This is a genomic window from bacterium (genome assembly GCA_037127815.1).
GTDB lineage: Bacteria > Patescibacteriota > Minisyncoccia > Phycocordibacterales > CAIZLB01 > CAIJKW01.
Genome location: JBAXXP010000001.1, coordinates 224087 through 237347, shown reverse-complemented (window position 1 = coordinate 237347; position 13261 = coordinate 224087). Strand labels below are relative to the sequence as shown.

The window sequence follows — 13261 nt, the reverse complement described above, 5'->3', positions numbered from 1 at the left end:
TTAGATAAAGCTATTTCAAAATCTCCGGAACTAGCAAAAGGTTTAATACAAATTAATAGCGGTGGAGACACTTCCCAAATCTCAATTAACTACAGTGGACCTTTAGTATTAATTAATGCTGGGTATCCCAGAATGTGCGGAGGCAGAACTGTTCAATGGCTTCTATATTTTAATTCACCAAACTATAATTTAGATTCTCTTTTGAGAGAAAAATTTAGTTATACCTATAATGGCATCACGGAAACATTCCCAGATTATTACTGTATTGGTGAATAAAAAATTTCAGTTAGTACTACTTCCCAACCACCTTGTCCAAATCCATATCATATTTTGAATCTAGCTTAATTTGGGTGTTTAAGGAGTACCCATTGGCTGTAACAACTGTATTAGTAAAACTATCAGTACCAGCTATTCTTTGATTACTTACAATAATTGGAGATTGGCCCTGCTGAGAAAGACTTGGCAACAACTCAACTTGAAATGTCATTTCTTTTGGATTAGAAATATAACCAGTACCAGGTGCAATGTCCCCTGCATTCCAAGTCACAGTTCTGTTCTCAGCATCATAAACAACTGTTGAACTGGCGGTCATTGGACTTACATTCCCCAGCCATTTTACATATATCGGTAGCGAGGCCGTATAAATTACACCCCTAACATTATTATATGAGTTTGAAATCTTCACATTTGCCGTGTAAGTTGTTTTACTATCTACTCTTGGGGGCAATGGACCTGTGTTTTCAAATGGTCCATCATTGTAAAGCAACCTTGTGTCTAGAGCTAGATCACTCGCAACTCTTATTTTTCTTGAGGCCTGTGAAGTCACTTCCTCAGAAACTTTATTTTCATTTAATCTAGTTCCCTTAACCGAAAAAACCAATGTTACTTCTGGTCTTCTTAAATTTGAGGCTAGATCCTTTGTTAAATCAAAAACTTTCATATTAAAATGGACTGAGCCACTTTGATTGGGTGCGATGTCTTCCAGTTCTGGATTGGTACTCTTTTCCCAAGATAAGGTATCATCGCTAGATTTATAAAATCCACCTTCTGCAATAATTGAGCTTCTGTCTACGCTTACACCATTTAGAACACCTAGAATTTGAACATTATGAACAGAAACATCGAGATTATTCTTCCACAGAATATCGCCCTGAATAAACTGCCCACTGTTAACAATAACGATTTCTGACCCCTTGCCATTTATAGCTACATCAGCCCCTAAGAATGGATCCTTCAAATTAACCGTCTGTGAATATGAAGCGAAGGTCGTGTCTATTTCATTTGGATCCTTGGCTTGCGCAGTTCCAGCATAGAATCTAACAGTTCTCTCTTGATTAGCTTGCCCAAAAATCTTTGCTTCTACCACAATTTTCTTCACCTCACCTGGTGCGATGTCTCCCAGTCTCCAACTATTATTTGATGATGACGGACCAGGGACTGCAGATATATAATTAAATCCAAAAGGATACTCTGACCTAAGAACAACATCTCTGATAACATCTGAAGAGTTAGATTTAACAGATACAGTAAATTTTGTATTTTGTTCTGGGGTGATTTCCTTAACAGAATCAACGGTCACGGAAACAGGACCTGTTCCTATGCCTATTGGATAATCTTTTTGCTTAATAAAAAGACTGTTTGTACCAGGCATTTTATACTCCAAAGCAATAGATATATTTTTTGTTGAGCCTTCCTCCCCCAAAAGAATAGACTTTATTGTAACTCTTTGATTAGCGCCGGCCGCTATATCTCCTATTGGAGTCCTATCGGTTACAAGGCTCGTCACCTTATCTACAGAATTTCTTGTTCCTTCTGGGTATGTAACAACAAGGTCTGCTGATTCAATTGCTACACTATTATTATTGAATATACTTACGTCCAGTGAAAGTTCTTGGCCTGCAGAAACTGTAATAGGCCCTGATATGTTTATTCCAATATTTGCATTAGAAATTGTATTGGGGCTGACCATGAAAAAATAATAAGCTATTGCAGCGGCAATCAAGAAAAATATTACAGCAAAAACAGCCATACCTTTTAGGAATGAGTGAGTTTTATTTTTTCCATATTCAATTTTTGGTATCCCTGCCTGCTCCCCCTTTTCATCCCAGTCTCTGTTTACCAAGACATGATGCTCATGCAGTTTGGCATGTTTCATTTTTGGTAGATTATCTACTCGAGAGTAAAGCTTTTTTTTCAGCTCTTCGATTTTTTCTTCATCATTCATATCATAAATTATATCACCCAGTAGGTGATTTGGCTAAACCACCCAGTAGGTGATTTGGCTAAATCACCCAGTAGGTGATTTTACTAAATCACCTCACAGAAGCGGGGATACAGCCATCAGTCACATATAGTGCTATTTAGATAAACTAATTACAAATTAAAGTTGAGCTTCAGCCAAGACAGAAGACAGCTCTCTCTTAGCTTCCTCAATTGAAATTAATGTCGAGTCTCTCACTCCCTCATCCCAAACTGATGAATAAACAATGTCCTTCAATTTTTCACTTGGTGTTCCATATCCAAAATGATGAGCAACCCTAAGGCATGCAAGCGTTTCTATTGCAATTAAATCATTCCTATCTCTTACAAGCTTCGATGAGATTAAAACCTTATGTAGTTTTCCAAACTCCTCAAATACTTTTTTGTTTACAGCCTCACCCGGCGAAAGCCTTTTAATGAAAGTTAGAATTCTAGCCAAGGATTGTCTAATTTGAATTGGAACTTTTTTGTCATAAATATTAACGATTTTTTCCGCCCCCGTAATTCTCCAAATGTCCTTTCCCCTAACTAAGGCAAATTTAGCAAAACTCAAGTCCTGTAAACTATATCTTAGTTTTGATTGCAATTTACGCACCCCTTGTGCGATAGCAATAATAGTACCTAGCTCTGCAGTTAGAATTGTAAAAACTTTATTAGACTCCCCCGAGCTTGAACTATCTATTATATATCCATCGGTGTGATAAATTCTATATGACATAGTAGTAAATTAAATAACTTAGGAATAGGGTTGTAGTAAACACACTTTCACTTATATACAGCTTATACAACAGCCTTAATTGTGAAATGTATTTCTTGATCTCCAATAGACACAGCCTCTCCTCCCTCAAAATCCATAAGCACCAAACTGTTTGCGAGAACAGTTTTTGCAATTGAGGCAGAATACTTAGACTCTAACATTTTTCCAACAGCATTATCTTCTAATTCCAGAATAATTTTATCTTGTGGAGAAAAACCAAAAGCTTTTCTAGCCTCCTGAATAGCTCTAATTAGATCTCTGGACATCCCCTCTTCCTTTAATTCTTGTGTTAGGTTTATATCGAGTGCTACAGCACTGCCCGCTACAACAGACTTAACGTTTAGTTCATCTTTAATAATCTCCTCAATGCTCACCGGTAGAGTTTCTCCTTCCTTGTTTGCATAAACAAATGAAGCAAGAGGTTGTCTAACTTTTATCTGAAATTTTGCACGAAGAGACAATCCAGTTTCAACAAGAGATCTCGCTGTTTCCATATTAGCAAGCAGTGTCTCTTCTTCATCAGAAAGCTCGCCAAGATTTGGCCATTCCTCTAGGTTCACACTTAATTTTAAATCACCAATATTATCTAATTTAATCTTTTGATACAAATCCTCTCCTGAAAATGGTGTTACTGGTGTTATTAATTTAGAAAGATTAATTAAGACAAATCTCATTGTTGAAATCGCATAGTTTCTATCTTCAACATCATCACCTTTGAATCTGTCTCTTGATCTTCTTAAATACCAAGTTGATAGATCATCGATAAATTGATTTATTGGACGAATAGCTTTTGATATCAGATACGCATCAAGATCCCTCGTCATGTCATTACTCAATTTCTTAAGTCTTGCCACAATCCATTGATCTAAGACATTTTTGGAAACAAGCTGATAAAAACTTTGTTCAATTTCACCTCCAAACATGTCACGATAAGTTTTGTAGAATGTATAAACATTATCCAATCTATTGAATAGCTTTTTATTAACTTCATCTAATGCTTTTTCAGAAAAGGCATAATCCTCAGCTTGTGCAACGGGCGATGTGACCAATGCATATCTAAGTGAGTCAGCGCCATATCTTTCAACTACCCCCATAAGCTCTGGGAAGTTATTAAGACTCTTTGACATCTTCTTGCCGTCCTCTGCTAGAACAAGTCCGTTTACTGAAACATTTCTGAATGGTGACTTATCAAACAATCCAACACCAAGACAAAGTAGAGAATAAAACCAACCTCTTGTTTGATCCAATCCTTCGGCAATATAATCAGCTGGGAATATCTTACTATCTGGCATTTCAAACTCCTTCTTGTTTTCAAAAGGATAATGCTGAGAAGCAAAAGGCATAGAACCAGAGTCATACCAAACATCAAAAACATCTGGAATTCTTTTCATTAATTCACCTTCTTCATTTTTCCAAGTTACAGCATCAATTAAAGGTCTGTGAATATCAAGTTCAAAATTATCATCGTGAGGCCATTGAACGAAATCAATGTAGTGAAGTGAAGCATTTATATCAGAACGATCCTGCCATCCACTTCTTATCATATCTCTTGTTGTTCGCCCTTTAGCAACTTCCTTTATCATTCTTGCAGGAAGTCCATGTGTAACAATCAAGATATTCTCGTCCTTGTTTGCAGAGTCAGTTTCATAAAGAAAATTAGCAACTCTCTTTTTAATATCAAAAGTTGACTCCCCTCCATATGGCTTTAGAAATACTTTTTGCCATTCTGTCATAAAGCATGTAAGCCTTTCATTCCAAGAACGACCTTCAAGCTCGCCACCATCACACTCTCTAAGTCTTGCGTCATAGATTATGTTCGATTCATCAATTCCCAAAGTCTTTGCCAAAATTTTCGCAGACTCTTTTGTTCTTCTAAAATCTGAACAATACATTTTTGTTATTGGACGCTTCGCTCCTGTTTTATCTACACTGTCATTTGAACCTTCCTCAGCATCGCTGTTTACAGCATTTGATACAACACCAGTAGCGTCTAAAAGTTTTGCAGCAGCCTCAACTTGAGCAACACCTTTTTCAGTTAGACCATAAAGGTTAAGATCGTGTGAATTTATAATGTCATGTACATTGGACTCGGATTCACCGTGTCGCATTAGTACATACTTATTATTATTTGAGCTTTGTCTAATTTTTTCCTTAAGCTCAGCATATGATCCTAGGATTTCTGTTTTTCCACTTTCTGATTTCCACATAGGAACAGGCGCTCCCCAGAATCTCGTTCTTGATATTGCCCAATCTCTAACATTTTCCAACCAATCGCCAAAACGAGCGGATCCAATTTCTTTTGGCACCCAATTTATTTTATTATTTTCTGCAATTAACTTATCCTTAAGAGCTGTTGTTCTAACAAACAAACTTGATGTTGCAAAGTTTATTAATGGTGTCTCACATCTCCAACAGTGTGGGTATGAGTGAGTCATCTTTTCTTTTGCAAGCAGAACGCCTTTATGAGCTAAGATTTTGATGATTTCAATATCAGAACTTTGATGATCTTCCTTTGGTTTAGCAATTTTTCCTTTCATTTCCTCAACTAAATCAACAAAATGTCCATCGTATCCAACGTGCTTAATCACGGGAATTGAATTTGTTTTAGACAACTTCATGTCATCATCTCCATACGCAGGTGCAATATGAACTATTCCTGTACCATCTTCTGCTGTAACAAAAGGAGCTGTATAAACTTTCCAAATATTTTTTCTATCCTTTTCTGAAGTTTCCAGTGTTCCCTCTTTTTTGTAGTAATCAAAAACTGGCTCATAAGAAACACCAGCCAAATCATTTCCAGTTAATGAATTCTTTGTGTCCCGCAGTGACAACAATGTAGAATCTTCAGGAATTATTTTTTTAGTTTTAAGTAATTCAAAAAGACTTTCTGCAATAATATAATTTTCAAGAGTACCTTCTGTTGACCCGCCGGCAACAGTTTCTGATTTAGCTGAGACAATTACATAATTTAATTCTGGATTTACTGCAAGAGCCACGTTTCCAGGAAGAGTCCAAGGAGTAGTAGTCCAAGCAACAAAAGAAGTTTTAACTGCGGGATCTATATCGTAAAACTTTTTTATAGTAGAAAAAGAAGCTTCATCATTTATTTGAAACTTTGCATATAATGAAATATCAACAATATCCTTATAACCCTGCGCAACCTCAAAGTTAGAAAGCGGAGTTCCACATCTTGGGCAAATTTGCATTACTTTGTAGTCTTCAAATACAAGACCTTTTTTATCCAACTCTGAAAATGACCACCATACAGATTCTGTATAACTAGAATCCATAGTTCTGTAATCATTGTCCATGTCTGACCATCTACCAATTCTTTGAATTCTCTCCTTCCATTCATCGGCATAAATTAAAACACTCTCTTTGGCTGCAATATTAAATTTATCAATACCATATTCCTCAATAGCTTTTTTATCAGCAAGTCCTAATCTTTTTTCAATCAGGTTCTCAACAGGAAGACCGTGACAGTCCCATCCCCATTTTCTATCTACATGATACCCTCTCATAGTCCTATATCTTGGGATAAGGTCTTTTAACGAGTTTGGCACCATGTGTCCAAAGTGAGGTAGCCCAGTTGCGTATGGTGGACCATCGTAAAACACAAAGTTACCAAGTGGTGAATTTTTTAGCAGGGTTTTCTCAAAAATTTGATTATCATTCCAAAAATTTAAAATAGCCTTTTCTTTAATAGTTATTGGGGTTTCAGTGATTTCTGTAATTTGCTTAGTTTCGTCAATTACAGCGTCAGTGGTAATCTTATCGCCTATAGCGCTCTCTACCCCTTTGTCCTTATCTTCTAACAATTTATCTTCTTGTTTTAAATCAGTCATGAAAACATACTATCATAAAAAAGTGGTTTTGTTATAAAAAGCTTCATACAGAGACACAAAAAAAACAGCATATTATGATACCCAAAAAAGGGCTACACTATACTGTTTTTTCACCAACTTGTTACGTAACCTAGATTATCTAAATATACCGAACACACCATCCCATATATCCATAATCCATGTCCCAAATGCATCCATTACATTTGCTTTTTGGGAAAGCTTATTGATATCAAAAGCTAACGGAGTAGAGATACTAAGTGGGACTATCTGATTTGGCTGAGTTACAGTACCCCATCCGAGTCCTCTTAAATTAACCTTGTAGATATCAGCTGATTGACTCGCTTTACTGAATAAATAGCTAACCCTTACATTCGCCACACTACGAGCCAGAATTTTAAATGTCTTTCCATCGGTAGAATTAATAGCACCAGTTGGTGAAGCGTACACAACAGATAAATTATAATCCGCCATATCAACAACTCCATTCTTTATTATTTGAACATAATTAGAACTTGTCCCGAATGCTGGCCATGAAGAATTTGGATGCCCTAGAACAATGTCTGTATTTAAAGGATTTGCAATGTTCATTTCAAAAGAAGCTGTATAGAAAGATGCTCCAGTCTGGCCATTTGAATAATTTTTTGTAAACAGAGGTGTACCAATTGTAGTAACAACAGGTGCAATAGTTGCAGTTGTGGCTGAAGGAACTCCTGGTCCAGCTGACATTAGTGGATTAAAACCAAGAACTTTAGAATCAAAACCTACGGCCTTTAACTGAATTCCGTAAAGACTTGCAGAAGAATCCTTAACTTGAAAAGAATACATCACTGGAACCGAAACACTACTTCCAGCAAGAACCTTAAATGTCATACCATCAGTAGAAGGAATTGCCCCTACTGGCACAGCATAGTTTACATTTAAACCATAAAGCAATGGATCCATAGAACCATTTTTATATATCTGTACAAAGTCAGATGTTTTTCCAAATAAAGGCCATGGTGAGTTTGAGAGACCAAGGACAACATCCTTTCCTTCAGCTTTAATCTTCACATTAAAAGTTGCTGTGTAAATATCTGCAGCAGCCCCAGTTTGATCAGGTCGTGCCATAGCCTTCACAAAACCTGGTTCCCCTGCTGATGTAATTGTTGGAGAAACTTGTACCGGAGTAGACGTACTTTGTATCGGATCCTTTGAACGAACCTTGAAATAGGTGGGGGTACTTTTACCATTATCTGTCTCAACTATAAAGTAATAATTACCAGGGATAACATCTGCCCCCAGATGGCTTTTCCCATCCTCGCCACCCTGTGCTGACATTTTTGACGGAATAGTAACTACCAAATTATTATCATCTGTAGGCTTTACATCTTTACTAACAAACTCACCGTTAATTGGAGAAACAGTGTCTGAACCTTGCCCAACAACTGCGTTTGTAGAGCCTACAAAAATAACTTTATTTGGGAGTCTAAAACCCGAGCCAGTTATTTTTACCTTACTTCCAACTAAACCATTTACAGGTGAAAGCGATGAAATAACAGGAGAAAGATCTTGTATAGCAAAAGGACCATTACTTAAATCACCAAGCCCTATCCCTGTTTCTAAATCCAAATATGAATGTACAATTATTTTATACACAGGACGTGTTGTGACATTTAGGTTCATAGTACCTATTTTTGCAGGCACCTTCCAAGAATAGCTTCCGTCATTTGGAATTGAAAAAGCAATTATTTGTTCAGCTCTTTCTCCACCTTCTGTGCTGAAACGAGTATCGATAATGCCTATCTGTACTTTTCTTGAAGCTGCAGCTCCGGTACTTTTCCAATTGATTTTGTATGTTTTACCTACAGTAAACATCTCACCCCCGTTTGGAGAAGTTACTGTTATTGTTGGAGCCACTACTTTTCTGGAAGCTTCTGAGATACTTACAGCCGATACTTTGTTTACACCTACCAATAGATTTGAAAACAGTAAAGCCATTGTTAACATAGAGAATACTAAAGTTTTGTTTATGCTTAACAATTTTCTGAATCTAAGCTGTGTTTTATTTTTCATTTTGATTTATCCAACAATATTATTATTTTATAAGGTTTTGTTAAGTTTAGCATAGCAAATTATTGTATGACACTTATTTATACACAAAACAAACCCCATCATGTATGGGGTTTTAGTTTTAATATTTTAACAGCCTTTAAACCCTACGCCCTACATCCTACTTGGAACCTTAATTCCCAAAACATTTAATCCATTAGTTAAAACCGTTAGCGTTGCTTTTGTTAACGCTAGTTTATATGGTGTTAGTTCATCGCCATCAACAACAATTTGAGTATTTCCATAGAATGAATTGAAATCAGATGCTACGTCTAGTAGGTATTGTCCTACATAATGTGGTGCATGTTCAGTTTCCGCACGAAGAAGAACCTCTGGTAGTCTAATCAACATCTTTTCCAGCTTTCCTCCAGCCCAACCTAATTGGCAAACACCAAGTTTCTCCAATTTCTCTGCTGCCAATGTGTTGGTATCAAATATAATCCCCTGCTTATCAGCCTTATCCAAAACTGATTTTGCGCGAACACAAGAATACTGAAGATAAGGCCCTGAGTCCCCTTCAAATGATAATGCTTTTTGGGAATCAAAGATAATATCTTTTCCTATAGTCTGTCTCAAAACAGTATACTTAATGGCTGCAACGGCAATTTGTTGTGCAATCTCCTTTCCTTCTCCCTCAGGAATTTCTCTTTCCTTCATTTTCTCAAGCGCCATATCTGTCATATCATGAAGTAAAGACTCGCCTGTAATTACATTTCCAGTTCTTGAACCCATCTTACCTGTTGTAAGCCTTAGCATTCCGTGAGAGATATGAAAATTTTTCTTAGCAATCTCAGGGTAGATTTGTTCAATTGCCTTATAGGACACAGCAAGAACATTATCCTGTTCATTAGCTGTTATTGTATATGAAGTATCGCTATCTTCTTTTTTATTTTTAAGTAAGGCAAGCCCAAGTTCCTTCGCCTCATATGTTGGCAAACCAAACTTATTTATAAAGACACGAGTGTTCAATCCATAGTTCTCACCCTTAAAAATTACTGCCCCTTCGCTTTCCTCGAACACACCAGCTTTCAAGGCTTTTTTAACTTCCTCAAGTCCGATAACAGAACTATCGCTCTCAAGGAAATATTCATCAAATTTTGTACCCAACACTTTATATAGCTCTTCAAAATGTTCCAGACTCCATTTTCTACCAAGATCATATAATGCATTCAAACTCTCATCAGATTTGTCATAAATCTTTTTGTTTATTTCCTGAACCTTCTCCTCATCTTCTGGATGATCTTTAAAATATGTAGCACCTTTTGCATATATCATACCCAAAAAAGCTACTTTTTCGCTCAGCGGTAAACTTTCATTTGGCCAAACAGATTCACCATCAGCTTTTAACAAATCAAATCCGTAAAATGTTAATGCCACATGACGACCGACATCACCCTGATAACAATATCTCTTTACTTCTGCTCCTGACCATTCAGTAATTCTTGCCAAGGATTCCCCTATTGCATTAGACATCAAATGCCCAATATGAAATTGTTTAAATGGGTTAGGGTCGGTATACTCATAAACTATTTTCTTTCCTTTGTTTAAATCTGATTTCCCATAATTTAATTCACCAGTTTTTTCATCTAAAATTTCTTTGATTAGGTCTAACGATTTCCCTTGAGATAGATAAAAGTTAATAAAGCCAGGACCCGCTACTTCTATTTTAGAAACGCCTTCAATTACGCCTTCTAATTTTTGCACTAGGTCTTTCGCCAAATCAATTGGCTTAACTCCAAGCTTTGGAGCAAGGAGCATGGCAACGTTTGTAGAATAATCCCCATGAGACAAGTCTCCAGGTCTATCCAGTAGATTCTTACCAAAGAGTACAGCCTCCAAGTCTTTGTTTGGATTAGCTTCTAAAACAGCCTTTAATATAGCTTCGTTAATAACTTTCTTCATAGGAGTTATATTATCATGCAATTAGATAATCACAATACAACAGCACAGCTGACAGGTCTTAATATGTTAGATACAGATATTCTGCTGGATTTTTGATTCTGCCTCTTCAAAATCCTTCATTAATTTATCTATGTCTCCCTGCTCAAGAACAATCCTATCTGCGTTTTTTCTCTTTAAATCACCAATAATAGCAGCTGGCGCAATATGATAATGCACATGTTTAACACTATTACCAATAGTCTCACCGTTCCTAACTAGAATTGTGTAGTCATTGTAACCCAAGGCACCCAATAGACCTGCTGCTTTACGCAATAAATCATCTACAGATTTTGTTTCTTTTTCACTTAGCTCCGTAAAACTTCTAATATGGCGATACGGAATAACCATTACATGATGTTGATGATATGGAGCGATTGAATATGTTAAAAAACAATCCTCATTTTTTGCAATGATTTTATTCATTCGTAAGGGTTCACAAAATGGGCATTCAGTAATTGTATTTAACAGGTCTTTGTAAAGCATAATTATTTAAACTATAGCAGGTAATTTATTAATGCAAAATATTCCAGACAAAAAAACAGCGTCATCACTTGGATAACGCTGTTTGTAGGAATGAACAACAAGAGATTTTGTCTCAGATGATTTCATCAATCAAACCGAGACTTAAGGCCTCCTGTGAAGTCGCCCACCTGTCTTGCTTACAAATATCTGCGATTTCAGGTATTGTTTTACCGGTCCTAACCGAAAGAATTAAATGAAGCAAAGACACAGTTCTTTGTTTTTGCAACTTAAAACTTGCCAAGGCCAAATCGTCAGACAAAATATCATGGTCTATAGATACGCTTCCATTGTGAACAAGGATGTTGGCATGCAAAGAACAAAGACGACGGTCACAGGACTGAAGAATAATTGCAGCCATCGACGCTGCTTTGGAGATAACAATCCCTGTCTTCCTGCCCTTGTATAAACGAATTGCATCATAAATATCCAGACCATAACCTATATCTCCACCAGCAGATTCAATGACAATTTCCACGTCAGGAGAGCCTTTGGAAGTTAGATAGACCAAAGATCTGAATGCGTGCATGCGCATATCTAAATCCACCTTGCCAGACAGGATGATTTTTGGGGTTGGTAATTTCAAAAGATCGTCAGAAACTTCGTGTGTGTTCATTTGAAAATAAGGGTTGGCTGTTGAATGTACAAACTACAATCTTTGTAGCTGAAATAACATACAATAAATTTCGAAGTTTGTAAATACAATACCAATACATAAACCTAGCCTACAGTGATTAATAAAACAAAACCCCATGGAAAGCCATGGGGTTTTGTTTTATTGGTACTTATTTTAGACTATGCAACAACTTCTATTCCTAGAGATGCACATGTTCCTTCTACCATTTTCATAGCTCCTGCTAGATCTTTTGAGTTTAGATCAGGCATCTTTTGCTCTGCAATCTTTTGAACTTGAGCTTTTGTAATCTTTCCAACCTTCTTTGAGTTTGGATGACTTGAACCCTTCTCTACCCCAGTTGCCTTTAAGATAAGACTTGCTGCAGGTGGTGTTTTAAGAACGAAGTCAAAAGTTCTATCCTCATATACTGAGATGATTACAGGTATAATGTCTCCAACCATTGAAGCTGTGGCATCGTTGAATCTTTTTACGAATTCACCAATGTTAACACCAGCTTGACCAAGAGCAGGACCAACTGGAGGAGCAGGATTTGCCTTTCCAGCAGGGATTTGTAATTTTAATGATTTGGTTATTTTTTTTGCCATAAATATATATTAATTGTTTTTCTTTATTTATGACCATAATCCGCGAGAGAAGCGCAGGCGTATCTGGCCAAGATTCTTATAAATTACCTTATATTGCCTTAACTTGCAAGAAGTCTAGCTCAACAGGTGTCTCTCTACCGAACATTGACACAAGAACGCGTACTCGCCCCTTCTCTGTATCAATCTCTGAAACCTTGCCTTCCAAGTCTTTAAATGGACCATCAGCAACCTTAACTAGGTCTCCGATATTTAGATTGATAGTATGCTTAACATTATCGTTAGACATTCTTCTAAATAATTCTTCAACTTCTTTCTTTTCTAGAGGAACTGGAGTTGTTCCTGATCCAACGAACCCTGTAACTCTTGGTGTGTTTCTGACCATGTACCATGTATCATCGTTCACAATCATATCTACCAAGATGTATCCGGGGTATATTTTCTCTTCCTCCTCTACTCTTTTACTTCCTTTAATTTTTATCTTCTTTTCTGTAGGAACGATTACATTGAATATGCGATCATCCATGCAAAGTGACTCGATACGCTGTTTTAGATTTCTCATAACAGCATTCTCGTAACCTGCGTATGTGTGAATTGCATACCAATTTCTCTCTCCTTGCTCTTGTTTTGACAT

The 13261-nt window shown here is 36.7% G+C and carries 9 protein-coding genes; all 9 read right to left on the bottom strand.

The genetic code is table 11. The annotated features are described in order from the left end of the window. Positions 1 to 292 precede the first annotated feature (292 nt). The 9 genes from WCQ00_01320 to nusG all read right to left on the bottom strand — a co-directional run bounded on the left by WCQ00_01320 (position 293) and on the right by nusG (position 13261). Complete coding sequence (locus WCQ00_01320) at positions 293 to 2224, bottom strand: hypothetical protein (GenBank protein MEI6042189.1); 1932 nt, start codon at positions 2222 to 2224, stop codon at positions 293 to 295. 156 nt (positions 2225 to 2380) lie between these two features. Further along, positions 2381 to 2977, bottom strand: coding sequence for a recombination protein O N-terminal domain-containing protein (locus WCQ00_01315; GenBank protein ID MEI6042188.1), 597 nt, complete (start codon positions 2975 to 2977; stop codon positions 2381 to 2383). Between the two features lie 62 nt (positions 2978 to 3039). Further along, complete coding sequence (locus WCQ00_01310; GenBank protein MEI6042187.1) at positions 3040 to 6861, bottom strand: class I tRNA ligase family protein; 3822 nt, start codon at positions 6859 to 6861, stop codon at positions 3040 to 3042. A gap of 135 nt (positions 6862 to 6996) precedes the next feature. Next, positions 6997 to 8913, bottom strand: a complete 1917-nt coding sequence (locus tag WCQ00_01305; protein ID MEI6042186.1) for a Ser-Thr-rich GPI-anchored membrane family protein — start codon at positions 8911 to 8913, stop codon at positions 6997 to 6999. Between the two features lie 150 nt (positions 8914 to 9063). Then, entirely contained in the window at positions 9064 to 10851 is a 1788-nt protein-coding gene (gene argS, locus WCQ00_01300; GenBank protein MEI6042185.1) for an arginine--tRNA ligase, read from the bottom strand. A 66-nt stretch (positions 10852 to 10917) separates the two neighbouring features. Next, entirely contained in the window at positions 10918 to 11373 is a 456-nt protein-coding gene (locus WCQ00_01295) for an HIT family protein (protein MEI6042184.1), read from the bottom strand. A gap of 112 nt (positions 11374 to 11485) precedes the next feature. Further along, on the bottom strand, positions 11486 to 12025 hold the full coding sequence (locus WCQ00_01290; protein ID MEI6042183.1) for an ATP-dependent Clp protease proteolytic subunit: 540 nt from the start codon (positions 12023 to 12025) through the stop codon (positions 11486 to 11488). Positions 12026 to 12204: 179 nt separating this feature from the next. Further along, positions 12205 to 12630, bottom strand: coding sequence for a 50S ribosomal protein L11 (rplK, locus tag WCQ00_01285; protein MEI6042182.1), 426 nt, complete (start codon positions 12628 to 12630; stop codon positions 12205 to 12207). 88 nt (positions 12631 to 12718) lie between these two features. After that, entirely contained in the window at positions 12719 to 13261 is a 543-nt protein-coding gene (gene nusG, locus WCQ00_01280; protein MEI6042181.1) for a transcription termination/antitermination protein NusG, read from the bottom strand.